17 protein-coding genes and 2 pseudogenes are annotated in these 25,000 nt (G+C 69.1%); 10 read left to right on the top strand and 9 right to left on the bottom strand.

Annotated elements, in window-relative coordinates; all coding sequences use genetic code 11:
- The first annotated feature begins 42 nt into the window (after window positions 1-42).
- Window positions 43-2,820, top strand: a complete 2,778-nt coding sequence (locus OHA88_RS42920; RefSeq protein ID WP_328623849.1) for a helix-turn-helix transcriptional regulator — start codon at window positions 43-45, stop codon at window positions 2,818-2,820.
- A 590-nt stretch (window positions 2,821-3,410) separates the two neighbouring features.
- On the opposite strand, the gene OHA88_RS42915 is transcribed toward OHA88_RS42920, so the two are convergent.
- Complete coding sequence (locus OHA88_RS42915; RefSeq protein WP_328623850.1) at window positions 3,411-4,988, bottom strand: aldehyde dehydrogenase (NADP(+)); 1,578 nt, start codon at window positions 4,986-4,988, stop codon at window positions 3,411-3,413.
- 1 nt (window position 4,989) lies between these two features.
- The gene (locus OHA88_RS42910) at window positions 4,990-5,619 is read right to left on the bottom strand and encodes an isochorismatase family cysteine hydrolase (protein WP_328623851.1); all 630 of its coding nucleotides are present in this window, start codon (window positions 5,617-5,619) and stop codon (window positions 4,990-4,992) included.
- A 102-nt stretch (window positions 5,620-5,721) separates the two neighbouring features.
- Here OHA88_RS42910 and OHA88_RS42905 point away from each other — a divergent pair, with 102 nt between their 5' ends.
- The 6 genes from OHA88_RS42905 (at window position 5,722) to tnpB (ending at window position 12,498) form a co-directional block, all read left to right on the top strand.
- Complete coding sequence (locus OHA88_RS42905; RefSeq protein WP_328623852.1) at window positions 5,722-6,357, top strand: lipocalin-like domain-containing protein; 636 nt, start codon at window positions 5,722-5,724, stop codon at window positions 6,355-6,357.
- 190 nt (window positions 6,358-6,547) lie between these two features.
- On the top strand, window positions 6,548-7,129 hold the full coding sequence (locus OHA88_RS42900; protein ID WP_328623853.1) for a TetR/AcrR family transcriptional regulator: 582 nt from the start codon (window positions 6,548-6,550) through the stop codon (window positions 7,127-7,129).
- A gap of 653 nt (window positions 7,130-7,782) precedes the next feature.
- A complete protein-coding gene (locus OHA88_RS42895) occupies window positions 7,783-8,157 on the top strand; it encodes a hypothetical protein (protein WP_328623854.1) in 375 nt (124 codons plus the stop codon).
- A 933-nt stretch (window positions 8,158-9,090) separates the two neighbouring features.
- Window positions 9,091-9,753, top strand: a complete 663-nt coding sequence (locus tag OHA88_RS42890; protein WP_328623855.1) for an NADPH-dependent F420 reductase — start codon at window positions 9,091-9,093, stop codon at window positions 9,751-9,753.
- Between the two features lie 565 nt (window positions 9,754-10,318).
- Window positions 10,319-10,897, top strand: a complete 579-nt coding sequence (locus OHA88_RS42885) for an IS607 family transposase (protein ID WP_328623856.1) — start codon at window positions 10,319-10,321, stop codon at window positions 10,895-10,897.
- A complete protein-coding gene (gene tnpB, locus OHA88_RS42880) occupies window positions 10,894-12,498 on the top strand; it encodes an IS607 family element RNA-guided endonuclease TnpB (protein ID WP_328623857.1) in 1,605 nt (534 codons plus the stop codon). The genes OHA88_RS42885 and tnpB overlap by 4 nt, the downstream gene beginning before the upstream one ends.
- Here tnpB and OHA88_RS42875 read toward each other — a convergent pair.
- The 4 genes and pseudogenes from OHA88_RS42875 to OHA88_RS42860 all read right to left on the bottom strand — a co-directional run bounded on the left by OHA88_RS42875 (window position 12,419) and on the right by OHA88_RS42860 (window position 18,086).
- Window positions 12,419-13,946, bottom strand: a pseudogene (locus tag OHA88_RS42875) (MFS transporter). The gene tnpB and the pseudogene OHA88_RS42875 sit on opposite strands and share 80 nt — an antisense overlap.
- A 465-nt stretch (window positions 13,947-14,411) precedes the next feature.
- A complete protein-coding gene (locus tag OHA88_RS42870; protein ID WP_328623858.1) occupies window positions 14,412-15,842 on the bottom strand; it encodes a dihydrolipoyl dehydrogenase family protein in 1,431 nt (476 codons plus the stop codon).
- A gap of 61 nt (window positions 15,843-15,903) precedes the next feature.
- A complete protein-coding gene (locus OHA88_RS42865; RefSeq protein ID WP_267007489.1) occupies window positions 15,904-16,374 on the bottom strand; it encodes a VOC family protein in 471 nt (156 codons plus the stop codon).
- Between the two features lie 701 nt (window positions 16,375-17,075).
- Window positions 17,076-18,086: an NADP-dependent oxidoreductase gene (locus OHA88_RS42860; protein WP_267008255.1), complete on the bottom strand. Its 1,011-nt coding sequence runs from the start codon at window positions 18,084-18,086 to the stop codon at window positions 17,076-17,078.
- A 111-nt stretch (window positions 18,087-18,197) separates the two neighbouring features.
- On the opposite strand from OHA88_RS42860, the gene OHA88_RS42855 reads away from it, so the two are divergent.
- Window positions 18,198-18,791, top strand: a complete 594-nt coding sequence (locus OHA88_RS42855) for a TetR/AcrR family transcriptional regulator (RefSeq protein WP_328623859.1) — start codon at window positions 18,198-18,200, stop codon at window positions 18,789-18,791.
- Between the two features lie 207 nt (window positions 18,792-18,998).
- On the opposite strand, the pseudogene OHA88_RS44795 reads toward OHA88_RS42855, so the two are convergent.
- Window positions 18,999-19,202: pseudogene (locus OHA88_RS44795) on the bottom strand (Tn3 family transposase); the annotation flags it as partial.
- 221 nt (window positions 19,203-19,423) lie between these two features.
- On the opposite strand from OHA88_RS44795, the gene OHA88_RS42845 reads away from it, so the two are divergent.
- The gene (locus OHA88_RS42845; protein WP_328623860.1) at window positions 19,424-21,499 is read left to right on the top strand and encodes a SpoIIE family protein phosphatase; all 2,076 of its coding nucleotides are present in this window, start codon (window positions 19,424-19,426) and stop codon (window positions 21,497-21,499) included.
- Window positions 21,500-21,556: 57 nt separating this feature from the next.
- Here OHA88_RS42845 and OHA88_RS42840 read toward each other — a convergent pair whose 3' ends face one another.
- Window positions 21,557-22,090: a kinase gene (locus OHA88_RS42840; protein WP_328629553.1), complete on the bottom strand. Its 534-nt coding sequence runs from the start codon at window positions 22,088-22,090 to the stop codon at window positions 21,557-21,559.
- Between the two features lie 526 nt (window positions 22,091-22,616).
- Here OHA88_RS42840 and OHA88_RS42835 point away from each other — a divergent pair.
- Complete coding sequence (locus tag OHA88_RS42835; RefSeq protein ID WP_328623861.1) at window positions 22,617-23,882, top strand: MFS transporter; 1,266 nt, start codon at window positions 22,617-22,619, stop codon at window positions 23,880-23,882.
- A gap of 91 nt (window positions 23,883-23,973) precedes the next feature.
- Here the strand turns inward: OHA88_RS42835 and OHA88_RS42830 are convergent, their stop codons facing one another.
- Window positions 23,974-24,861 carry a LysR family transcriptional regulator gene (locus tag OHA88_RS42830; RefSeq protein ID WP_328623862.1) on the bottom strand — a complete coding sequence of 296 codons (888 nt, stop codon included), beginning with the start codon at window positions 24,859-24,861 and terminating at the stop codon, window positions 23,974-23,976.
- Window positions 24,862-25,000: the final 139 nt, after the last annotated feature.

Below are 25,000 nucleotides of genomic sequence, written 5' to 3'. Positions count from 1 at the left end.
CGGCCCACCCCCCAGGCCCGCGAACAGCAATGAGAGCGTGTAATGATCGGCAGTCACTCCCCCGCACGCGGCACCGCCGACCGCCTGATCGGCCGGGACCGCGACCTTCAGCGGATCCGTGATCTGCTGGGCATCGGAGCCGGAGGCGGCGCACTTCTGCTGTCAGGAGAAGCGGGCGTCGGGAAGACGGCAGTGCTGGACGCCCTCGCCGAGGCGGCCCGGGCGGACGGAACCCGGGTTCTGCGCGCCGGTGGTGTGGAGTTCGAGGCGAACTGCAGCTACTCGGGTCTCAACCAGGTCCTCTTTCCCTTCCAGGACGCGCTCGGCGAACTGCAGGCGCCCTTCCGTGACGCCCTGCGCGTCGCCCTCGGTTTCGAAAGCGGCTCACCGCCGGAACGGCTCATGGTCTCCAACGCCGTACTGCTCCTGCTGCGAACGGTCGCAGCCGGTGACCCGCTTCTGCTCGTCATCGACGACCTGCCCTGGCTCGACCGGGCGAGTGCGGCCGTACTGGGTTTCGTCGCGCGCCGGGCAACCGGCATCCGCGTGAGCTTTCTCGCCACATCGCGTTCCGGTTCGCAGAGCCTGCACGACAGCGGTGTCCTGCCCGAATACCAGCTGCAGCCGTTGGACGAAGCGTCGGCGGACCACCTGGTCAGTACAAGGTTCCCGGACCTGGTCGCCAGTGCCCGCCGGCGCCTGCTGACCGTGGCGCATGGCAACCCACTGGCCCTGCTGGAACTGCCGTCCGCACTGTCCGCGATGCGGGGACCGGCCGGCGAAGTCCCCGCCGTGCTGCCGCTCAGCCGGTGCCTGGAGACAGTCTTCGGCTCCCGGATTACGAGTCTGCCGCAGCCGTCGCAGCGTCTTCTGCTGCTGGCCGCGCTGGAAGGTGTAGGCGATCTCGGGGTGCTGCAGGCTGCCACGCGGCAGGCGAACGACGGATACGACCTGGACGACCTGACACCTGCCGAGCGCGACCAACTGGTCCACATCGACGAGGGAGCGCGACGGCTGAGGTTCCGTCACCCCCTCATCCGCTCGGCAGTGGTGGAGAACTCCACCAGCGGCGAACGGCGCGCGGTGCACGCCGCGCTCGCCCACGTCCTGGTGGACCAGCCCGAACGGCGGGCCTGGCACCTGGGCGAGGCGACCCTGGAACCGGACGAGAACGTGGCCGCCCTGCTGGAGCACGCGGCGCGGATCACTTTGCGCCGCGGTGATGCCGCGGGCAGCATGCGGACACTGATCCGGTCCGCGGACCTCACCCCGCCCGGCTCCGACCGCGGCCGCCGGCTCGCCGAGGCGGCCTACGTCGGCGCCGAATCCACCGGGGCCCTGCCCAGCGCCCAAAGGCTCCTGGACGAGGCCAGGCAGGCGGCCCCCGATCACAAGAGCTCCCTGCACTCGGCGGCAACCACTGCCGTTCTCATCCTGAACGGCGACAGCGATGTCGACACGGCCCACCGTCTGCTGGTCGACGCGATCGAAGCCGGAACCCACGCGTACGACGCCGACGACAAGGCGCTCGTGGACGCGCTTCACGCGCTTGCGCTGGTCTGCTTCTTCGGTGCCCGACGCGACCTGTGGCAGCCCTACTACCGGGCGCTGGAGAAGCTGACGCCCGAGGTGCCCGTGGTCCTGTCCGCGCTGGGCAAGACGTTCTCCGACCCGGCACGCACAGGCGCCGCGGCCTCGGAGGAACTCGACCACCTCGTGGCGGAGTTGACCGAGATGACCGACCCCGCCCCGATGCAGCGGACCGGTTCGGCGGCCCTCTATGTCGACCGGCTGGGAGATGTCCGCGAAGCGCAGTGGCGGATGGTACGCATGGGACGCGACGGCGGCCCGGCCCGCCGGCACATGGCCGGACTGATCCACCTCTGTCTGGACGACTACCTCACCGGAATGTGGGACGAAGCGGCGCAACTGGCCGACGAGGGAGTCCAGCTGTGCGAAACACACGGCTACACCGCCTTCGCCTGGTACTTCCTGTACGTCCAGGCCCTCCTCGCCGGCGCCCGCGGGGACGCGGACCGAGCGGACGCGACAGCCGAAGGCGTCATCCACTGGGCGACGCGCCGCAGGGCGTTCTGTGCCGCGCACTATGCCCATCACGCGGCAGCCGTGGCAGCCCTGGGACGCGGTGACTTCGCCGGCGCATACGAGCACGCAGGCGCCATCAGCCCCGCAGGAACTCTCGCCTCGCACGCGCCGCACGCTCTGTGGGCGACGATGGACCTGGTCGAGGCCGCCGTCCGGACCGACCGGCAGACGGAGGCCGCCGCCCATGTACGCGCGATGCGGGAAGCCGACGTGGCCAGGATCTCCTCACGCCACGCCCTGCTGATGGAGGCCTGTGCCGCCCTGGCCACCACAAACGACGACGAGGCCCTCGCACTGTTCACGAAAGCCCTGGCGGTCGCGGGCGCTGAGCGGTGGATGTTCGACTTCGCCCGCGTCCAACTCGCCTACGGCGAACGATTGCGACGCGTCAGGGCAACCACAGAATCCAGAGGACCTCTCAGCGCCGCACTGTCCACATTCGAACACCTCGGGGCCCGTCCATGGGTCGAACGCGCCGAGACGGAACTGCGGGCCGCCGGCTCCGGCAGGCGCCGACCCGGGGCTTCCACAGCACATACGCTCACACCCCAGGAACTGGAAATAGCCCGGCTCGCCGCCTCCGGCCTGACCAACAAGCAGGTAGCGGAACGTCTGTTCCTCTCCCACCGGACCGTCGGCGCCCACCTCTACCAGATCTACCCGAAGTTGGGCATCACCTCCCGCGCCATGCTGCGAGACGCCCTGGAATCCTGATCCCCCTCAAACTCGGAGCGGGTGCGAGGCCGGTGCGAGCAGAAGCACGGGGCACCCCCGACGGGGTGCGCGCGCTGGGGAGCGAGCAGCCGCCTCTCGGGGGCGGTGACGACCGCAGGGGCGGTGGTCGCGACGGGACCGTTCCTGGGCAGTGAGCAGGAGTGAGTCCTGGCTCACCGGCGCGCCCCGAACGGTTTTGGGCGCGCTGGTCCTCCGCTTTCGCGTCCCGGTCGGCGACGCATATCCCGTATGCGGTCCGTCCCGGGCGGGCGGGATCCCTACGACCTGGCCATAGGGGTGTGGCCAGAGGCGACGGGGAGGCCCCGAACCATCTCGCTGGTGACACGGGGGCCCCGACCGCTGACGCCACACCCGGCGTCCCAGATCGCACCGAGAACATTACGCACACCCCGCCAGACACCCCCACAGACCGTCACACCGTTCACTCAAACGTGCCCACGTTCGCCAAAGCAGCTTGTGTGCACAGCAGTTGTGAACCCTGCCCGTTGCACCGGACCACGAGTGCCGCCTCCGGTGTGGCGGGAATCGCGGGCGGTTGCTTGCAGGGCAACCGGCGAGGGACGGGTGCGTCAGTCCTGGGTGGGGTGCCCGTCGACCAGCCGCCGCAGCCCCAGGGGGTTGTCCGCGGCCAGTGCGTCCGGCAGCAGCGCGTCAGGGAAGCCCTGGTAGGTGACGGGTCGCAGGAAACGGTCGATCGACGTCATGCCGACCGAGGTGAAGCGGCTGTCGGTGGTGGCCGGGAAGGGGCCGCCGTGGATGGTGGCGTGTCCGACCTCCTGCGGGTGGGCGAACGCGTTCACCACGATCCGGCCGGTACGGCGCTCCAGGATCGGCAGCAGGCGCGCGGCGTCACTGTGGTCGGCCTCGTCGAGGTGCATCGTCGCCGACAGCTGACCGCGGAATGTCCGGGCCACCTCGAGGAGCTGGGCCATGCCGGTCAGGCGGACCAGGAGCGCGGCCGGTCCGAAGACCTCCTCGGCCAGGCCGGGATCTGCCAGGAACCGCTCCCCGTCGACCTCGAGCAGCCGCGAGCGGCCCTCCCAGGAGCCCTGGGGCTCCGGGCCCTCGGTGAGGGTCTCGGCGCCGGACTCGCGCAGCCGCTGCGCGCCTTGGTCGTATGCGTCGTGGATGCCCGGGGTCAGCATGGTGCGCGCACCCATGGCGTTCACCCGTGCTTTGGCCGCGTCGCGCATCTCGGCGTAGCCCGGACCGTCGACAGCGAGCAGGATGGCCGGTTTGAGGCAGGCCTGGCCGACGTTGACGAGCATGCGCTCGGCGAAACCGTCACCGGCCTCGGCGCCGCGTGCTGCGAGCGCCGCGGGCAGGATGAAGGTGGGGTTGACGCTGGTCATCTCGGCGAAGACCGGGATCGGGTCGGGGCGCAGCTGGGCCCGCCGGTACAGCGCCATGCCACCGCGCTCGGAACCGGTGAAGGTCACCGCCTTGATCAGCGGGTGGTCCACCAGCGCCTCACCGATCTCGTTGCCCGCCCCCCGCACCATGGAGAACACTCCCTCATGCAGCCCGGAGTCGACGACCGCGCTCCGGATGGCGCGCGCCTGCAGCTCCGAGGCGCCCGGGTGGGCGTTGTGGGCCTTGAGGACGACTGGGGCGCCCGCGGCCAGCGCGGAGGCGGTGTCGCCGCCGGCGATGGAGTAGGAGATGGGGAAGTTGCTCGCGCCGAAGATGGCGACCGGCCCGATAGCGATCTTCTGCATGCGGTGGTCCATCCGCGGCCGCGGATGCCGCTCAGGCTGCGCCGGGTCGACGGTGGCGTCGCGGAAGCGGCCCTCGCGGACCACGTCGGCGAACTGCCGGAACTGGGAGGCGGCCTTGGCCGCCTCGCCCTGAAGTTGCGCTGCGGGCAGGCCGGTCTCCAGTGCCGCCCGCTCGGCCAGCTCCTGGTTGATCCCGTCCAGCCGGTCCGCGATCAGCTCGAGGAACGCGGCGCGTTCCTTGAGGCCGGTGCGGTTGTAGCTGTCGAAGGCCTCGTCGGCCAGGCGCGCGGCACGGTCGACCTCGGCCGGGCCGCCGAGTGCGAACTGCGGTCCGATGTGCTCGCCCGTCGCGGGGTTGAGTGCCTTCATCGTGCCGGCGGATGCCGGGACGTTCGACGAGCCGATCAGCATGTCTCCGGTCAGTGCCATCTCAGTACTCTCCGTTGTCCAGCGTCCGCAGCAGTTCTGCGGTGGTGGTGATGGTGTGGGCGTAGGTGGGGCCGTTGAGTTCGTGGGCGGCGTGCATCATCTCGGGCATGAACGCGGCGGTGGCGTCGCGGACGAGGGTCACGTGGTAGCCGAGCTCCATCGCGTAACGGCCGGTGGATTCGATGCAGGTGTTGGCGAGCAGGCCGATGACGATCACGTGGGTGATGCCGTGCTGCTTGAGCTGGAAGTCCAGATCGGTGTTGGCGAAACCGCTCTGCGCCCAGTGCTCCTGGACGATCACGTCACCGTCGGCGGGCTGGAGGTCCTGGTGGAACTCGCCTCCCCAGGTGCCCAGCGCGAAGCTGTGGCGCTGCTGTATCAGCTGCTGGGTGGGGTTGGGGTGGTCCCAGTCCTCGTAGTCGCCTTCGTGCCAGCGGCGGTGGGGGACGAAGGCGATCTGCAGCTCCGCCTGGCGGCCGGCGGCGACGACGGCGCGCAGGTTGTCCAGCAGGCCGACGTCGGTGGCCACCTGCTGGACCGCCGGCCAGATCTTGCCCCCCTCGGACAGGAAGTCGTTGTAGGGGTCGACCAGCAGGACCGCGGTGCGGGTGGGGTCGTAGGTGTCCGTCATGGTGCGTCCTTCTCTAGCGTGGATGACTGTCATCATCCACATTCAGGATGATTGACGTCATCCTGAATGTCAAAGGGGGGCACTTGGCGTGGGGTCATCTGTATGATGAGCATCATCCACAATGGCGTCGCCACCGGAACCCTGCGGCGACGCGCCTGCGGGCGGCGTGAGCACACCCCCGATTGCCACCCCTGGCTCGACGGTCACCGGAGGGACGGTGCCGAGGATCCGGGCGCCATGCGCCTCCTCGCCGCCCTATCGCCCCTCGAAGCGCCCCGGAGGAACCACATGAATCCCGATGAACTGCGCAAGGCCCTTGTCGGCGCCTGGCGCCTGGTGTCGTACAAGGCCACCGCCGTCGACGACGGCAACGTCATCGAGCCCTTCGGCCCGCGGCCCCAGGGCCTCATCACGTACACACCCAGTGGCCACATGTCGGCCCAGATCATGCGTCCACTGCGGCCCCGTTTCCGGCAGGGGCGCCTCGAGGAGGGGCTGCCCGAGGAACTGGCCACGGCGGCCGGCGGCTATATGGCCTATGGAGGGACCTACGAGGTTCCCGAAGACGACTTCGTGGTCCACCACGTCGAACTCAGCCTGTTTCCCAACTGGGTGGGCACCACCCTGGCCCGGGTCGCCGACTGGGACGGCAACAGGCTCCGGCTGACCCTGCCCGAGCCCGCCCTGATCCGGGGCGCCCGCCGCACGGGCGTCCTCATCTGGGAGCGCGCGCGGTGACGGTCGCCCCGTTGCGCTTCACGTGTGCCGGATGGCGTATGTGAGGCGTCCGAGGCACCCCCGGCTTCACTGCTGTGCGGCCTCGGCCGGCCCGACAGCCCGGGAGGGCGAGTGGGTGCATGGATGGATGTATGATGACCGTCATCCACATTTGCTCGGTGCAGTCTGTCGCAGATCGGGAGGTCTTGAAATGGGTCACTCCCAGGCAGCCAAGGCGGAGTCGCGTGAGCGGGTCCTACGGATCGCCGCTCGCCGTATCCGCGAGGAGGGGCTGACCCGCCCGGGCGTCGCGGAGCTGATGAACGAGGCCGGTCTGACCCACGGCGGGTTCTACAAGCACTTCGCCTCGCGCGACGACCTGATGAATCAGGCTGCGGCCCTCGCCCTGGCCGATGGGGAGAGCAAGATGGCGGATGCCGCCCGTCGGAACCGCGAGGAGCCCCGCACAGGACTGATCGACTCCTACCTCAGCGCCCGCCACCGTGATACTCCCGGAACGGGCTGCGCAGTGGTGACGCTCGGCGCCTCGGCAGGGCGCGGCGAAGCCGAGATGAAGGAGGCGTACGAAAAGCAGGTGCGAGGCTATCTGGAACTCATCAGCGAGACGGCGGGCGGCGACGACTCCGATGAAGTGCAGGCCGACGCCATGCTCACGCTGAGTGCGATGGTCGGCGCCCTGCTGATGTCGCGGGCGGTTGCCGACCCCGAGCTCTCCGATCAGCTTCTGCAGACGGTCGCCGCGCGGCTCAAGCGCACGCCCGTGAAGGCCTGACCGAACGCATCCCGCTGCCCCAGGGCCGACGCCATCAGGGCGCGGGCCGCCCCCCGGCCCGCGGCGTTCCGCGCTCGGCGGTCGGCGTCCTGAGCAGGAGTTGTTGCTCCCGGCGATCACCGGTGTGACGGTCGTGTCCGCCCCAGGAACCTGCCCGGCACGACCGTCACCGGGCTGCCGACTGGGCTCTGCGTGTGGTCTGCCCGCCACGGCTGCGCGCCTTGCCGACCGCAGGGATGGGAAACGAGGTGATGCGCACCCTGTACGGCGACGACTGACAACGTCGTGCGAATGCTGCGCAGCAGCACCGCTCAGCGAGTCGTGGTGCCCTCGTCCCACGCCAAGGACCCTCGCTGTCGGTCGGTCGTCCGCTCCCCCGGCTCCATCTCAATCGCTTGAGGTCAGGGTCGTCGTCGGCCGGGAGGCCACACGTCGGGCTCGGCCGATTCGAGGCGGCAGCGGCTGCTGTGCGGGGACCGGAGATGGCAGTTCGCCGGAGGCGCTGCGGCGGCAGGCACCAGGCCGAGAGTCCGTAGTCGGTAAGCAACAGGGCGGTACTGCTGGGGAGATTCCCCGGGTATCCCACGCGGGTATCCTGCTGCCTGAGTTGCAGGTGACAGGGACGATCGGGCGCAGTTTCAGCCGGGGGCAACGTGGTGCGTGCACTTAAGGCGATAGTCCCGGTCCTCGCCCTGATGGCGGTGGCGGCGGGGTGTTCCTCGTCCGAAGCCAAGGACGAGGAGCGGCTGACCGCGCAGCGGGAGAACTACTGCACGCAGCTGGGGACGTGGCAGAAGGCGCGGAACGCGGCGGGCACGGACACGCCGGAGTCGTCAGGGTACGACGAGGTCGGGGCCGTCGCTCAGGACGCCTTCCTCGCGATGCGACCGCTCCGGGACGAGACCGTCGGCGGAGGCCGCACCTTGGCGGAGGCGACGGTGGCAGCCATGAACAACAGTGACTCCGAGGCGGAGGGGCGCATCGTGCAGTACTGCGGAGATGTCGGCTTCGAGACGCTGACCCGCTAATTACCCGAGTCAGAGAATCTCTGACTCAGGACAGTAGTTGGCGGGCGGCACCCAAGGTGGGAAGTCGTACGGGTGTCCTACGATGCGGCTGGTGAACAACCATCGCGGCCGAATACTGCTGGCCTGCTCCGTCGTCGCCGTCGTTGCGTTTGGGTGGTACGCCACCCAGACCGTACGTCCTCCTGACTGCGAGGTCACTGTTTCCGCATTTGCTGACGGTGACGGACAGCCGCTCCCCGAGGGCGGGGAGGAAGTGACCTGGGGTGAATTGGACGAACGTGCCTACCAGGACCTGGTCGCGTCAGGACGTTGCGAGCCGCCGGCAGCTCGCTGGCGCCACTGGCTCAGCTGACAACCCGAAGTGCACGGTCGATCTGCATGCGGCTCTGCCGTGATGCAGGACGCTCCAGGCGCGGAGCCCGGACGGGATTCGTTCGTAGATCACACCGCCGACGCGGTCTTCGTCCAGTCGTCCGACAGGCTCCGACCAAGTGAGCAGAAGACCGCACCTCGCAGCATCCGTGCCGGCGGCGGACGAGCTGATCGCTTCCCGCCTCGTCGGTGCACGACTGGGGGCTGCTCAGCCGGATGAGCCGGCTCGCGGACCGCCCGATGCCGTTCCGCTGACATTCACCTCCGACATCAACAGCTACGAACGACCGCAACCTTCCGGCAGGAACGGCCTCAGCCGTTCCCACTCGGCATCCGTCAGATCGCCCCGCCCCATGTCCACAACAACGATCCGGATGTGAAGTAGTCACATGAACGGCTGGACAGGCCCTGGGGCAGGCCCCGCGCGGCCGGCGCCCTCGGCGCACACCGGTGTCCGCGCTCATCACCCTCATCGACGGCGAGTTCGACGCGCTCAGCAGCCCTGTCTGACCGACGCTGGATGCCGACGCCGGATACCGAACCACTCTCGAAGGGCAGCTCATGAAGATCGGCATCATCGGAGCAGGCAATATCGGCGGCAATCTCACCCGTCGCCTCACCGCGCTCGGGCACGACGTGTCCGTGGCCAACTCCCGTGGCCCTGAGACCTTGGCCGACCTGGCCGAGGAGACCGGTGCCACCCCGGTCACTGCCGCCGAAGCCGCCCGCGGCGCGGAAATCGTCGTGGTGACCATCCCGCTCAGGAGGGTCCCCGGCCTGCCCTCCGGCCTCTTCGACGGCGCGGCCGAGGGGTTCGCCGTCATCGACACCGGCAACTACTACCCCAAGGAGCGCGACGGGCGGATCGCCGCGATCGAGGACGAGGGTCTGACCGAGAGCCGCTGGACCGAGCAGAACCTCGGCCATCCGGTCGTCAAGGCGTTCAACGGCACCCTCGCCCAGGACATCCTCGCCATGCCGCGGCCGGCCGGGCACCCCGAGCGGATCGCGCTGCCCGTCGCCTCGGACGACGAGACCGCCAAGGCGAGGGTCCGCGCTCTGATCGATGAACTCGGCTTCGACACCGTCGACGCCGGCGGCATCGACGACTCCTGGCGCCAGCAGCCCGGCAGCCCAGTCTACGGGCTCCGCGCCGACGTCGACGGCGTGACGAAGGCTCTCGCCGACGCCTCACCCGAGCGCAGGTCGGACTTCCGGGCCTAAGGCGTGTTCGGCGTCTCTGACGAGGCAGTGGGTTCCCAGTTTCGGGAACGTGAGGTCTGCTCAGGGATCTTGGGTCGTGCCTGGTCGGTGAACTCGGTGGCGAGCACAAGGGCCCGGCGGGCTTCGTCGGTTGCCCGCCATCCCCGCGGGTGCGGGGAGCAGTTGAGGCGCTTGGCCATGGTGAGGGCGTAGCAGGACCGCAGCGCGGCACCGTGTGGATGGTCGCGGACGTCGGAGCCACCCCGGTTCCCGCGGACAAGCCTGGGGCTTCCTGAATGGATACAGCGCCGGCAGACCGGCGAAGGCTGGTGGGACCGAGCCGAGTCAGCGCCGCGCCGTAGGCGCTTGAGGCAATACCTCCCGCTCGAACGTTTGGGCGGGAAGGTTGGTGCTGCTGGTGGGGAATTACGTGGCCGTCGACGTCCGGCGACGCCCAGTTCCCAGGGCGATGCGGACGGAGCCAGGTGCGAGCGCCGGGTCGCTGGATCGTCCGCCTGAGGGAGTGAACAACAGTTCCCACTTTTTTCAGTGGATATCCGTCATTTTCAATGAATACCCTGATGTCGTGAAGCTTTCCGAGTGGGCAGCGCGCAACGGCGTGCACTACCAGACCGCGTGGACCTGGGCGAAGGAGAGCCGTATGCCGGTCCCGGTTGTCCAGACGCCGTCGGGTACGTGGCTCGTGACCGAGCCCGCCGCGCAGGCTGCGGGACGGGTCGTGGTGTACTGCCGTGTCTCGTCCGGTGACCAGAAAGCGGACCTGGAGCGTCAGGTCGCCCGGACCGTGCAGGGCGCAACGGCTCAGGGCCTCATGGTCGCTGACGTGGTGACGGAGGTCGGCTCCGGCTTGAACGGGCGCCGCCGCAAGCTGTACCGGCTGCTCGCCGACCCGGGTGTCGGCACGATCGTGGTCGAGCACCGCGACCGCCTCGCCCGGTTCGGCGTCGAGCACCTCAAAGGAGCCCTCTCGGCCTCGGGGCGGCGCCTGGTCGTCCTTGACCCGGCGGAGACCGCCGACAACCTCGTACGGGACATCACCGAGGTCCTGGCCTCGATGTGCGCACGCCTGTACGGCCACCGCTCCGCGAAGAGTCGTGCCGACCGGGCCATCGCCGTCGCCACCGGCCCGGATGTGGCCGGATGAAGAAGTTCAAGCCGCAGCCGGGCTTCAACGTCCTCTCGCACAAGCTCGCGCTGGATCCGAATGCCACGGCCAACCGCCACCTGCACTCGCATGGAGGTGCCGCGCGGTCCGCGTACAACTGGGCGGTCGCGTACGTCACTGCCGTGTGGTGGCAGCGTAAGGCCGAGCAGTCGTACGGCATCTGCGAGGACGAGCTGACCCAGTGGCGGTCGTGGTCGCTGCCCTCGCTGCGGAAGGCGTTCAACGAGGACAAGCGCACCAACCCGCGCTTCGCCGGCTGGTGGGAGGAGAACTCCAAGGAGGCATACAACACCGGTCTGGCAGGCGCGTCGGCTGCGTTCGAAAACTATGCGAAGTCGAAGAGCGGTAAGCGCAAGGGTCCAAGGATGGGCATCCCCCGCTTCAAGTCGAAGCGAACAGCGCGCCTGACCTGCCGGTTCACTACCGGAACGATCCGTATCGAGCCTGACGGCAGGCATATCACCCTGCCCAGGATCGGCACCGTCCGCCTGCACGAGCACCGAGCTGACCTGCGGGCCATGATCGACACGGGGAACATGCGGATCCTGTCCGCGACCGCACGTCTTAACCGGGGGCGCTGGTTCGTGTCGCTCCAGGTCGAGGAGAAGCACGAGCTGGTCAAGGTTGCCCGCCCTAACGCCGCGGTCGGGATTGACCTCGGCATCAAGACCCTGGCAGTCCTCGCGGACAGCGACGGTGTCCTTGGCGCAGAACCCAACCCACGCCACCTCGACCGCGCGCAGAAACAGCTGCGCCGCGCCAGCCGTGTCGTCTCGCGTCGGCATGGCCCCGACCGGCGCACCGGGCAGCAGGCCTCCCGCCGCTGGGAGAAGGCCAGTCAGGCGCGGAATAAGATCCATCACCGGGTCGCGAACCTCCGCGAGGACACCCTCCACCAGATGACGACCCGCCTCGCCTGCGAGTACGGCACGATCGTCATCGAAGACCTGTGCGTCGCCGGAATGGGCCGCAACCGGCGCCTGTCCCGCCGCGTCGCGGACGCCGCGTTCGGCGAGATCCGACGCCAGCTCACCTACAAGACCCGCCGGCGTGGCACGCGACTCATCGTCGCCGACCGCTGGTACCCCTCCTCGAAGACCTGCTCCCGCTGCGGTGCGGTGAAAACCAAACTGCCCCTCAGCATGCGCATCTTCGAGTGCGACAACTGCGGCCTCGTCCTCGACCGGGACGCCAACGCCGGACACAACCTGGTCGCCCTCGCGGCCCGCACCACAGGTACCGGAGTGGCCGGAGACCTGGACCTCGCCAAGGCGGAGTCGAAGCCCCGTGGAGCCGACCGGAAGACCCGCGTCACCCGCCCGCGCCGCAAGGCCGGGACGGGGCGGGCAGGTGGCGCGATCCCCAGCCCCCGGGCCGGGAAGGAAACGGGAGACCGTCAACAGGACACCGGCGCGCAACTCGGCTCTGATGACCCGTTACGGACCATTCCGGTGGAAACCTCGGGATTGCTGAGATCGCTTGATGATCAAAGCAACGGCGTCACCCCGCTGGTGTGCCCGGCGGGGACCCCGGCTTCTTCTCGTCGGCTGCGTGGTGCAGAGCGCGGTGCTGTGACGTGACCGCCGAAAGCGGCGCAGCGATATGTTCCAGCGGCTTCTGGTTCTGCGGCCACTGCGAAGAAGACGGCCACCAGGCCCGCGATCACCATCAGGGTCGCCCCCACGCTGAACGCGAGAGCGGCGTCCCCGACGACTCCGCTCTGTGTCAGGCCCGCGAAGAGCAGGGGGCCGGAGATACCGCCGGTCGCCGTCCCGATGGCGTAGAAGAAGGCGATCGCCATGGCTCGTGTCTCCATCGGGAAGATCTCACTGACCGTGAGGTAGGCCGAACTCGCACCCGCCGACGCGAAGAAGAGGACGACGCACCAGCACAGCGTCATCGTGATGGCCTCGAGCCGTCCGGCATCGAACAGCCAGGCAGTGAGGAACAGCAAAGCTCCGGAGAGGATGTAGGTCCCCGCGATCATCGGCCGGCGGCCCCAGGTGTCGAAGAGACGGCCCAGGAGCAGGGGGCCCAGGAAGTTGCAGAACGCGATGGCGGCGAAGAAGTAGCCGGTTGTTCCGGTGGAGACGTCGAAGAACGTGACCAGGATCGAGCCGAAGCCGAAAGTGATCGCGTTGTAGAGGAACGCCTGTCCGACGAAGAGCGCGAAGCCGAGCGTCGCACGCTTGGGATAGTCACGGAAGACGGTCTTCCCGATCTCGATGAAGCCGACGCTGCGTCGCTGTTCGACAGTGATCTCGCTCTCCGCCTCGGGGAGCGGGCGGCCCGTCTCCTCCTCGATCTCCCTTTCCACCTCGTCGACGAGCTTCTCCGCCCCCTCGGACTGTCCGTGGATGAACATCCACCGCGGGCTTTCCGGCACATGACGGCGTACCAGAAGGATGACCAGTCCCAGAACGACGCCGAGGGCGAACGTCAGCCGCCAGCCGACATCCTTGGGGAAGATGTCGGTATCGAGGGCGAGGACCGACAGGAGAGCACCACCCATCGCGCCCAGCCAGTAACTGCCATTGATGATCAGGTCGACGCGGCCCCGGAACCTGCTGGGGATCAGCTCGTCGATGGCGGAGTTGATGGCCGCGTACTCGCCGCCGATACCGAACCCGGTCAGGAAGCGGAAGAGGAAGAACCACCAGACGGAGAAGGAGATGGCGGTGAGCGCGGTCGCCGCGAGGTAGACGGTGAGAGTGATCAGGAAGAGCTTCTTACGGCCGTGACGGTCCGTGAGCCAGCCGAAGAAGAGGGCGCCGGAGCAGGCGCCCGCCACGTAGAGCGCTGCGGCGACGCCCGTGACCTGAGCGCTGCTGATCGGCAGGCCGCTGCCGGCTTCGGAGAGCCGGCCGGCGATGTTCCCGACGACGGTGACTTCCAGGCCGTCGAGGATCCAGACAGTGCCCAGGCCGATCACGATCATCCAGTGCCATCGCGACCACGGCAGGCGGTCCAGTCTCGCGGGGACCTTTGTCGTGACTGTTCCGGTGACTGCTTCTCCGCCTCGGCTCATAGGACTCTGCCTCCTGACAGGGCGGCCTGCGTCGCCGCCCTGGGCGCCGAGGCCGGGTACCTAGGGTCCAAACGGGTAAACAGCATCATGAAGCGATGCCCAACTGGAGAGGCGCGCCGGTCGACGTGGAGAGGGATGCACCCGACCAGGTCCTGTCCGCGGCGGGCTTCGGAGGCCATATGCCGCACGAACCGTAGCCGCGTTCACAGGCGACCGAGGCCGATCGCTACCCTGAGCGGTCTTTGACAGCAACGATCACAGTCGTGCGCTGGGGATCTCGGTGTCCGGGTGGGGCCGGGGGACATCGGCGTCCCCGGGGACGCAGTCCGATGGTCTGCGCGTAGAAAGTGCCCTCCGCTTGGGCCGGCAGAACCCTCAGCAAGGTTCATCGTCCCAGGTCAGGAAGGCACTTTCGCGTTTTTACCCCATCAGCTGCCGTCCCCGGATGAAACGGCGAGGTCAAGCTCAGCCTCGGTGGGTTTCCAGCAGTCGCAGCCAGATTTCGCCGAGGGTGGGGAAGGCGGGGACGGCGTGCCAGAGCCGGTCGAGGGGTACCTCGCCGGCGACGGCGATGGTGGCGGAGTGCACCAGTTCCCCGACGCCGGGTCCGGCGAAGGTGACGCCCACCACGGTGTTGCGGTCGGTGTCGATGAGCATGCGGGCCCGGCCGCGGTAGTCCTCGCCGTACTGGTGGGCGCCCGCAACGTGTGCGAGGTCGTAGTCCACCACCTCGATGCGGCGCCCGCTCTGTTCGGCCTCGCGGCTGGTCAGACCGACGGAAGCGACCTCGGGGGTGGTGAAGACGACCTGCGGGACGGCCACGTGGTCAGCGGTGGCGACATGCGCGCCCCAGGGCGCGTCGTCGACCGGTTCCCCGTTGGCGCGGGCGCCGATGACGGCGCCGGCGATCCGGGCCTGGTACTTGCCCTGGTGGGTCATCAGGGCGCGGTGGTTGACGTCGCCGACGGCGTAGAACCAGCCGTCGGCGACGTCGGTCACTCGGAAGGTGTCGTCCACCTTCAGCCAGTCGCCCGGGGTGAGACCTATCGTCTCCAGCCCCAGGTCCCAGGTCCGCGGAGCACGGCCGGTGGCGAGCAGGATCTCGTCCGCCACCAGATGCCCGCCGTCGGCCAGGGTGATGTGGACCTCGCCGTCCTCGCGCGCCAGAGAGGTCACGGAGGTTTCGAACCGGATGTCGACACCGGCTTCCCGCAGACCATCGGTGACCAGTTCGCCGGCGAACGGCTCCATCCGCTGCAGCAGCCCGTTCTCGAGGACCAGCATGGTCACCTGGGAACCGAGCGCCTGCCAGGCGGTGGCCATCTCGACGGCCACCACACCGCCGCCGACCACGGCCAGACGGCCGGGGACCTTGCCCGCACTGGTCGCCTCACGGCTGGTCCAGGGGCGAACGGTGTCCAGGCCCGGGATAGGGGGCAGAGCCGCGCCGGTTCCGGTGGAGACGGCCACCGCGTGCCGGGCCGTGAGGGCGACAGTCTCACCGCCGGGAGTCTGCACCGACACCTGCTTGGGACCGGTGAGGCGGCCGTGGCCGCGTATGAGATCGACGTCGACCGAGTCCAGCCAGTCGACCTGGTCCTCGTCCTTCCAGTACGAGGACATCTTGTCGCGGTGCGCGAGAACCGCCTCGACGTCCAGCGGCCCGGCCACCGCCGGGTTGAGTCCGGGTATGCGGCGTGCGTCGGCGCGCGCCACCACCGGGCGCAGCAGCGCCTTGCTGGGGTCACAGGCCCAGAACGAGCACTCCCCGCCGAGCAGTTCACGCTCCACGATCACGGTACTGAGACCGGCGGCACGGGCACGTTCGGCCACGTTCTCACCGACCGGCCCAGCGCCGATGACAATCACATCGTAGGTGCGGGTGGTCTCGTTCATTACTGCTCCATTCATCACTGCTTCTGCAACTCAGGTGGGTGGGTGGTTGGTTGGTTTGGTGTCAGCGGCCGGGGAGGCGCTGCGTCACTTCCTGGAGCACCCAGCCGTTGCCGTCCGGGTCGCTGAAGGTGAGGAAGGAGCCGTAGGAGGCGCGCTCGGGGTGCAGGCCGGCCAGCCGCTCCTGGCCGGGACCGCGGTGGGTGACGTCCCCGTCCTCGTGGCCGTGGAACAGCCCTCCGGCGTCGTGGAACACCTCGCTCACGTCGATGCCGCGGCTGGTGAGCTCGGCGTGGGCCTCTTCGATGTCGGTGACGATGAGGTAGAGGCTCTGGATCGTGCCGGGGGCGGTGGAGGTCATTCCCTCGCCGAAGATGATCGAGCACTCGGAGCCGGGCGGGGTGAAGTGGACCACCCGGAAGTCGTCACTGGCTGTGTAGTCGACGTCCAGGCGGAATCCCAGCGCCTCGTAGAAGGCCTTGGTCCGGTCGATGTCGGAGACGGGCAGCACGATCATTTCGAGTTTCAGATCCATGGGGATGTCCTTGTTTCTTGAGGCGTGTTCACGGTTTCTTGAGGCCGGTGTTCACGCGTCCAGTGCGTCACTGGTTCAACGGGTGCACGGCGGCCGGGGCTGGGGGGTGCGTACTGCCCTGGCGGCCGGGTCTGCCAGCTGCGACGGCCGGGGAGACGGCCGGTGCTGTGCAACCTGATGGAAAAAACCTATCCGACGCTTAGCTTGTGTGCAAGGAAAACGTGAAATAGGAGGATGCGGCAAAGGTATCAGTGGGTGGGGTGGCGGTCCGGAATACCGGAGTGGGCGGGTTCTTCCGCCGCAGGGCCCCGGGGCACGCCACAGACAGGCGCAATCTGCACCGGGAGCCAGAAGTGCCATACCGGCGCTGACCTGCGTGTTTCGCCGGTGCGTCCCCGTCGGGCAGTGCCGCGGCACTCGTGGATCAGTCCGCCGAGAATGTCGTGGCGTTGGATGCGTCGCGCCCAAAGGGGATGACGTGCGGGTCGTCGGCGGGAGCTCGAAGATCGAGGGCGTGGTGCGACCGTCTCGGCGATCTCCTGCGGCGAACCGAGCCGACCGCACGGGTCCGCTCCGTTCGCCGCAGCGAGCATCGCGGCCGCCCGGTCGCCGGACGCGCCGCAAGCTCTGCGCATCGGCGTCTCGATGGCCACCGGTGCCCCGCGGACGAGCGCCGGACGCGCCGGTGAAACGGCTCGTCCCTAAGCGACCGTGAGCACGATCTTGCCCTGGATGTGCCCTCGGGCAGCGCGTTCGTGCGCGGCTCGGGCATCCGCGAGCGCAAACGTGCTGTCGATCGCGACGCGGACCGTGCCCGCGTCGAGCAGGCGTGCCAGTTCGGCAAGCTGCGCGCCGTTCGAGCGGACCGTGGTGCCCGTGACGGTCACGCCCAGCTTCGCGTTCTCTTCTTCGTCGAATTCGCCGAAGAACACGGGGAACTGGGAGCCGCCGCGCTTGAGCGTGCGCAGGAAGCGTTTGCTGGCGGGGCCGCCGACGGCGTCGAGAACGAGGTCGACGTCGTGCACGAGTTCCTCAGGACGGCTCTTGGTGTAGTCGATGAACTCGTCGGCGCCGAGCTCGCGCAGGAACAGTTCATGCGCGCCCGACGCCACCGCGATGACACGTGCACCCTTCCATTTCGCCAGCTGCAGCGCGAAGTGCCCCACGCCGCCCGCGGCGCCGTTGATGAGCACCGTCTTGCGGGCGTCGAGTGGCACCGGACGATGCTGCGCCGCTTGGAAGCCCGAGGGGTGATCGTGTCCGACCTCGATCAGGAACTGCCACGCGGTGAGCCCGGACATGGGCGCCCCGGCGGCGTGCACGTGATCGATGCCGGCCGGCTTGAGTGCGAGATCCGACGCAGGCGCGGCCACGTACTCGGCATAGGTGCTGCCATCGAAGCCGGGGAAGCGAAGGAGACCGAAGACTTCATCACCGACGGAGAAGCCGTCCACATCCGCGGCGACGGCCTCGACGACGCCCGACAGGTCCGTCCCCGGGATCGCGGGCAGGCTGAACTTCGGCCTCACCTCCACAGGCAGGTTGGACATCCCGTCGCGCAGGTACCAGTCGGGGGGGTTGACGCCGACCGCGTGCACGCGAACGAGCACCTCACCCGGCCCCGGCTCGGGAATCGGCACCTCGTCGTGACGCAGAACTTCAGGGCCGCCGTGCTCATGGAGCCGGACCGCCCTCATCGTGTGTGTCGGCATGGTTTTCTCCTGCCCGCGCTGCGGGATAGGCTTATTCGGATCAGCGATCCACATAAGCGGACCACTGATCCGAATATATGGACCACTGATCCGGATAGTCAAGAGGGACAGATGCGCGCCGACGCCAGGAAGAACCGCGACCACCTGCTCGCAGTAGCGGGCACCGCCATCACCGAGCAAGGCGTCGACGTGTCGCTGCGCGACATCGCGCGCAGGGCCGATGTCGGACTCGCGACGCTGCTGCGCCACTTCCCGACGCGCGAGGCGCTGCTCGATGCCCTGCTCCGTACGAGCTTCGACGAGCTGACCGCTAAGGCAGGCGCCCTCGAAACGTCCAGCTCGCCCGCCGATGCTCTCGTTTCGTGGCTACGCGACTGTGTCGCGTGGACAACTGAGTACCGGGGCGCGATCGTGCTGATGGCAGCCGCCATCGAGGACACCGAGTCCGCACTCCACGCTTCGTGCGCCACTCTGCGCGCGGCCGGTGCGCGGCTCCTCACCCGTGCCCAGGCCGCGGGCATGGCGCGGACCGACTTTGATGGCGCCGATTTGTTCGCGCTGGTAATGGCGCTCGCTTGGCTCGGCGATCAACCCTCGCTCGCGCCACGCGCCGATCACCTCTTCGACGTTGTCGCAAGCGCGATCCTGACCAGCACAGCGAGCAGCGATGCCGAGGGGGAACGCCGCCCTCGCGTCCGTAGCTGAAATCGTCGCGCACGCGGACCGGCGAACTCGGCCGCGCGCTCGGTAAGAGCGGATCGACGCCGAGTTCGCCAAGGCGGTCAAGGTCACCGGCATCGAGCCGCGCGCTCCCCGGGAGCGGACCGCGGCCGCTGGGAAGCGGCTGACGAAGGCGGAGGCGCGCCGGCTGATCACGCCCGGGTCGGCTCCTGACGGTCGGTCCTGCCCTCCGTCGTCGTCCTCGTCCAGCTCGGGCGCGTCCGGATCACACAGGGGCCGCAGCCCCTCGCCCGGCCCACCAGCCGTGAAACCGAACTGGTAGCGGCCCATGAGGTTGATGTGCCTGTCCTTCAGCGGAGACAGACGGGCCACGTCCCCGTCCTTGAGGTCGTGGCCCTCGGCGCGGAGCTGGGCGACGGCAGCGTCGAGATAGCGATCATTCCCGGAAGCTCCCCACCCGGGGAGGCCGCTGTGGTGACCCCCTGTACCTCAACTACTCACACCGGTGACCACACGTCCTCGCCCGGCGCTGTGCGTCGCCGGTCGTCTCAGGAGACTATGGAAGCACCAGAAAGGCACGAAAAACATCCCAGCACTGCAGCTCCAGGGCCTGCGCTGGGCGCGCGTCGCCCTGGCAGGTGGAAGGAGCACCTGGGATGAGTGAAGCGGGACCTCTCAGTGCCGACAGCGGCTCGTCCGACCTCCGGCTGGAGCTGCCGACCGGGGTGCTGGATACGCTCGGTGTGGCGGTGGTGGCGCTGGATACGGCCGGACGGTTCGTGTTGTGGGGCCCGCAGGCCGAGGAGCTGTTCGGCTACTCCGCGCAGGAAGTGCTGGGCCGGCACGCGGCTCAACTGTTGGTCCACGACCCGTACATGGACCTGGTGGCCGGTAAGTGCGAGCAGACGATGGAGACCGGCCAGAGCTGGGCCGGGCTCATTCCCGTCCGGAACAAGGACGGCAGTACGCGGCTGGTGGAATTCCGCTACAGCCGTCTGCCGGACAACCAGGGCGACTTCTACGCTCTGGGTATCGCCACCGATGCGTCGACGCTGCGCAAGGTGGAGCAGGACTTGGCGTTGTCCACGCAGCTGATCGCCCAGTCGCCGGTCGGGCTGGAGGTTCTGGACACCGATCTGCGTTATGTGGCCGTCAATCCGGCGATGGAACGGATGCACGGCCTGTCTGCCAAGGACCACCTCGGCCGGGGCTTCCGCGAGGTCCTGCCCTCCGACAGTGTCGACGCGTCCGAGGCGGCAGTCAGAGAAGTGCTCGAGACCGGACGCCCTCTGGTCGACAAGTACACCATTGGCCGCACCCCGGCCGACCCTGACAACGATCATGCCTGGTCTGTCTCCGTCTACCGGTTGGAGGATCCCAACGGTCAGGTTCTTGGTGTCGCCACGTCGGTGGTGGATGTCACCGATCGGCACGGCGCGATCACAGCGGCGGCCCAGGCCCGGCAGCGCCTGGCACAGGTCGCCGAGGGCTCCGCCCGTATCGGTACCACCTTGGACATGAAGCAGACCGCCCGCGAGCTGGCTGACGTCGCAGTGCCCGAGCTCGCCGACCTCGCGGTCGTAGACGTACTCGACTCCGCCCTGGACGATCGCCGCCCCCCGGCACCCGACAGCGGCCCGGCGCTCTTTCGCACCCTCGCCGTGAAGGCCGCCTACCTCGCCGAGGCGAGCGGCGCCGCCGGCACGGCCGACCAACCGGTCAGCTATGACGCCGACCGGCTGCCCACCCAATGCGTACGGACCGGTCAGCCGATCATGGTGACTCGCGTGGACGAGTGGGATCTGGCGCGCATCGCCCGTGACGCCGGAGCCGCCGCTGTCCTGGCCAGTGTCGGCATCCACTCATATCTCGCGATACCGCTGGCCGCCCAGGGCCGGGCACTGGGCGTCCTGGGGCTGATGCGCGGCCGCAATCAACTGCCCTTCAACGCGGACGACGTCACCCTGGCCGATGAGCTCGCCGGCCGAACCGCAGTGTCCCTCGACAACGCGCGCCTGCACCAAAGCGTCCGCAACACTGCGGTGACGCTCCAGCGCAGCCTGCTGCCCCAGCCGACGCCACCCGAGAATCTGGAGGTCGCCACCCGCTACCAACCCGCCGGAACCTCTACCGAGGTCGGTGGCGACTGGTTCGACGTCATCCCCCTCGCGGAGGACAAGACCGCGCTCGTGGTGGGCGACGTGATGGGCTGCGGCATCGATGCGGCCGCCACGATGGGCCGCCTGCGCACCGCTACCGCGACCCTGGCCGACCTCGACCTCCCGCCCGCCCAGGTGCTGCAACGCCTCGACAAGATCACCGCCGGTCTGGACCCCTACATCGCCACCTGCATCTACGCCGAATACGACCCGCACAGCGACCGGTGCCGAATCGCCGTAGCCGGACACCTGCCCCCCGCACTGACACCTGCAGGCGGGCCCCCCGAACTGCTCGACCTACCATCTGGTGCACCCCTCGGGGTCGGCGGCGTCCCCTTCGAAACGACCACCGTGCCCTTGCGCCCCGGCGATCAACTGGTCCTCTACACCGACGGCTTGGTCGAGACACGCCGCGACGCCATCGACGAACGCCTCGACCTCCTCCTCCGCGTACTCGACGGCCACGACCTTTCCCTGGAAGAAACCTGCGACCGGCTCCTGGAAACACTGCGTGGTCCGGACGACCACGACGACGTGTCCATACTCATCGCCCGACCCAGACCGCGGCCCTGACTCACCGCGGACGTCGGCCGGCCGGGGACAGCTCTTGGTGCCCAGGGCCTCGTGCCGTCAGTGCTCCAGCGCGGGAAGGCCGGTCAGGCCGGTGTCGAGCATGATGCGGTCGACCGTCTCGGCGAGGGTGCTGTCGGCCTCGATGACGGTCTCGATGCCGCCGGGCAGCAGGTCGAGTTCCCGGTACCAGTCCCGCAGCTGCGGCTCACTGACCTCGTGCGCGATCGGCTTGGTGGCGTGGCGGGCAAGGGTCTGATCGAACGGCACGTGCAGGTAGTAGCCATGGGTCGGGCCGCGATGGTCGGCGCGCAGCCGGGCGAGCATCTCGCCGTAGTGGTCGGCATACATGAGCCCTTCGACGACCACGTGGTACCCGGCGTCCAGGGCGTAGCGGGCCGTCAGGTCGATCAGCCCGATGTTCGCCGCGCCGGGCCGGTCCCGCTCGCGGAGCACGATCCGGCGCAGGTTGTCCTGGCCAACGAGGGCCAGGCCGCGGCCGAAGCGGTCGCGGATACCGGCCGCGACGGACGACTTGCCCGAGGCGCTGTTCCCTCGCAGGACGACCAGCCTCGTTTCTTCGGTACCCACCATCACCCGCGCGAGGCTACCTGCGGCCACTGACAGCGCCGGTGAGTCGACAGGGGCTGCATCGACATGGCCGTTCGCGCCCTGAGCGGCGACGTACCCGAACCGCGCATCCGCGCCCTGGCCCCGGTCTTCATCGATCGCCTGCGATACCAGAGGTCAAGGGAGTACCCAGCAGACCGTTGTCCCCCTGGGGCCGTCCCATTGCGGGGCGCAGAACGCCACGCAATCACTGGGACGAGATGGTCGTGGAGCAGCGGCCGGCCGTCGCGGGATTCGTAGTGCCGCAACCGGGCGGCGATCACCCCGGGTTCGGCGCGCTCGGGGGTGCTGTCCCTTCCGCGGCGCACGATCAGCAGGCCCGAGCGCGTCATCTCTGTTCGAGATGACAGACATCATGATTCATCTCACCCATCGAGGAAGCATCGGAACCGTGCCGACGCTGGACGAGGCAGCCGAGCGGCCAAGAGCCGCGCGGCCACCGTCCAGCCCACCGGGACCGCCCCGCCGGTTCCCGTCACGAGAGGGTGTCGTGTCCGCTTCCCCCGCTCCCCAGTCCCCGCAGCGGCCCGCGTCCGCCAAGTCCGCCGAGTCCGCCCACAGCGTGCCGGGATGGCTGGTCGGGCTGCTCGCCGTGGGCTCGGGCATGACCGTGGCCAACCTGTACTACGCCCAGCCGCTGCTGTCCTCGCTCAGCCAGGTCTTCCACCTCGACACGGCCACGGCCGGCTTGCTGATCACCGTGACCCAGATCGGCTTCGTGGTCGGCATGCTCTTCCTCGTGCCGCTCGGCGACCGGCTGGAGAAGCGCCGGCTGGTCACCGTGCTGCTCGCCGTCGCCACCGTCGCGCTCGCGGTGGCCGGTTTCGCGACCAACTTCCCGATGCTGTTCGCCGCGTCGCTGGTCAGCGGCGCCACATCGGTGGTCGCCCAGATCCTCGTCCCGTACGCCGCGAGCCTCGCGCCCGACCACGCCCGCGGCCGCATCGTCGGCCGCGTCATGAGCGGCCTGCTCGCCGGCATCCTGCTCTCCCGCACCGTCAGCAGTCTGGTCTCCGACGTCGCGGGCTGGCGCTACGTGTACTTCGGTTCCGCGGTCCTGATGGCGCTCCTCGCCCTGGCGCTGCACGTGGCACTGCCGAAACAAGCCCCCACCACGTCGCTCGCCTACGGCCAGGTGCTGCGCTCCACGTTCCAGCTGGTGCGCACCCACCCCGCGCTGCTGCGCCGGGGGCTGTACCAGGCGGCGATGTACGCCGCGTTCAGCGCTTTCTGGACCACCGTCTCCTTCGTGCTCACCGGGCCGCGGTTCCACTACTCGCCGATCGGTGTCGGAGTGTTCGCGCTCGTCGGCGCCGCCGGTGCCGCGGTGGCACCGCTGGCCGGCCGCTGGGCGGACCGCGAGCTCGCACGTCCCATGACGGGCATCGCCTTCGTCGTGGCGGCGCTGGCCTTCGCCGTGGCGGGATTCGGGCAGCGCCAGATCATCCTGATCGCACTCGCCGGGATTCTGATCGACGTGGCCGTGCAGACCACCCTCATCCTCGGCCAGCACACCATCTACCGGCTCGACGCCGGCGCCCGTTCACGGCTCAACAGCGTCTTCATGGCCGTCTTCTTCGCAGGCGGCGCACTCGGCTCCCAACTCGGGTCGCTGGCCTACCACGCCGCCGGCTGGACAGGGGTGAGTGTCCTCGGTGCCGCTCTGCCGCTGATCGCCCTCGCCTACTGGGTGACCGAGCGCCGCTCCGGCCGAAAGGGTACCGAGGCCATGACCGCGGCGGCCTCGATCCGGTAACGCCCCTCACCAGCCCGCCCGCCACGCCCCGGGGCGTGGTGGGCGGTTGCTCGCAGGGCCGAGGCACGTGCGCGGGCCGCCCGCGCCGCGCTCATCCCACCGTCTCCGCCGCCGTGCGGGGGGTGATGTGCCGCAGCAGCGCCTCGACCGCGGGGGACATGTCTCCGCGACGGCGGACCACCATGACCTTCCAGGCGGGGGCGTGCTGCACGAACCGGCGGACGGCGAGATCCGGGAAACGGGCCGCGATCGACGCCGGCATGATGCACACCCCGAGGTCGTGCCGGACCAACTCGGAAGCCGCCACGATGTCGTTCACCTCGAACACCGTGGACCGCTCCACGGCGGCGGCCCTGAAGGCCCGGTCCACCGAGTAGCGAATGGCCCAGCCGGGCAAGAAGTCCACGAAGGGCATGCGGGAGATCCCGTCGAGGGTCACCAGGTCGTCCTCGGCGAAGGCGCGCGCGGGCGACGACACCAGCAGCATCTCCTCGCGCGACAGCAGACGGGTCACCAGTCCCCGTTGCTGTTGCCGGTCGAGCGCCACCACGGCGAGATCCACCGTGCCCTCGCTCAGCGCCTGCCGGACGTTGGCCACCGGTGCCTGCTGCAGACGCACGCTCACCCCGGGGTGCTCCGCGCGCAGCCCCGCCAGGGCACGGTGCAGGCCGGCCCAGACGCCCTGCATGATGGCTACCGTCACGCGTCCGCGCACCTCACCCCGTACGGCGTCGACCACCGCTCGCGCCTCCTCGGCCGCGCGGAGCGCCGCACGAGCGGCGGGCACGAACGCCTCCCCCGCCGGGGTCAGCGACACGCGGTGCGTGGTCCGCTCGAACAAGGCACTGCCCAGTTCCCTCTCCAGCGCCCGCACCGTACCGGACACCGCGGACTGCACCACGTGCAGCCGCTGCGCCGCCGCCGTGAACCCGCCCTCCTCGGCGACCGCGACGACCACTTCCATCTGCCGCAGATCCATGCGAACCGCCGCCGACCTTTCCCGTCATCCGACCCAGGTGATCATCTCCACCGGCGATGACCCGCCCTGTCCAGCATCGCATCCGGTGGCAGCTTGCGCCGGAGGGAACCACGGCCCTGGGCGGGCTCGTGTCCTGATA

Origin of the sequence: Streptomyces sp. NBC_00353, from assembly GCF_036108815.1 — a bacterium.
Lineage (GTDB): Bacteria > Actinomycetota > Actinomycetes > Streptomycetales > Streptomycetaceae > Streptomyces.
This window is presented reverse-complemented; position numbering and strand designations above follow the sequence as displayed.

Bases quoted from the DNA above. Each gene is read 5' to 3' on its own strand.
- OHA88_RS42920 (WP_328623849.1), top strand. From the start codon at position 43: ATGATCGGCAGTCACTCCCCCGCACGCGGCACCGCCGACCGCCTGATC.
- OHA88_RS42915 (WP_328623850.1), bottom strand. From the start codon at position 4,988: ATGGCACTGACCGGAGACATGCTGATCGGCTCGTCGAACGTCCCGGCA.
- OHA88_RS42910 (WP_328623851.1), bottom strand. From the start codon at position 5,619: ATGACGGACACCTACGACCCCACCCGCACCGCGGTCCTGCTGGTCGAC.
- OHA88_RS42905 (WP_328623852.1), top strand. From the start codon at position 5,722: ATGATGAGCATCATCCACAATGGCGTCGCCACCGGAACCCTGCGGCGA.
- OHA88_RS42900 (WP_328623853.1), top strand. From the start codon at position 6,548: ATGGGTCACTCCCAGGCAGCCAAGGCGGAGTCGCGTGAGCGGGTCCTA.
- OHA88_RS42890 (WP_328623855.1), top strand. From the start codon at position 9,091: ATGAAGATCGGCATCATCGGAGCAGGCAATATCGGCGGCAATCTCACC.
- tnpB (WP_328623857.1), top strand. From the start codon at position 10,894: ATGAAGAAGTTCAAGCCGCAGCCGGGCTTCAACGTCCTCTCGCACAAG.
- OHA88_RS42870 (WP_328623858.1), bottom strand. From the start codon at position 15,842: ATGAACGAGACCACCCGCACCTACGATGTGATTGTCATCGGCGCTGGG.
- OHA88_RS42865 (WP_267007489.1), bottom strand. From the start codon at position 16,374: ATGGATCTGAAACTCGAAATGATCGTGCTGCCCGTCTCCGACATCGAC.
- OHA88_RS42860 (WP_267008255.1), bottom strand. From the start codon at position 18,086: ATGCCGACACACACGATGAGGGCGGTCCGGCTCCATGAGCACGGCGGC.
- OHA88_RS42855 (WP_328623859.1), top strand. From the start codon at position 18,198: ATGCGCGCCGACGCCAGGAAGAACCGCGACCACCTGCTCGCAGTAGCG.
- OHA88_RS42845 (WP_328623860.1), top strand. From the start codon at position 19,424: ATGAGTGAAGCGGGACCTCTCAGTGCCGACAGCGGCTCGTCCGACCTC.
- OHA88_RS42840 (WP_328629553.1), bottom strand. From the start codon at position 22,090: ATGGTGGGTACCGAAGAAACGAGGCTGGTCGTCCTGCGAGGGAACAGC.
- OHA88_RS42830 (WP_328623862.1), bottom strand. From the start codon at position 24,861: ATGGATCTGCGGCAGATGGAAGTGGTCGTCGCGGTCGCCGAGGAGGGC.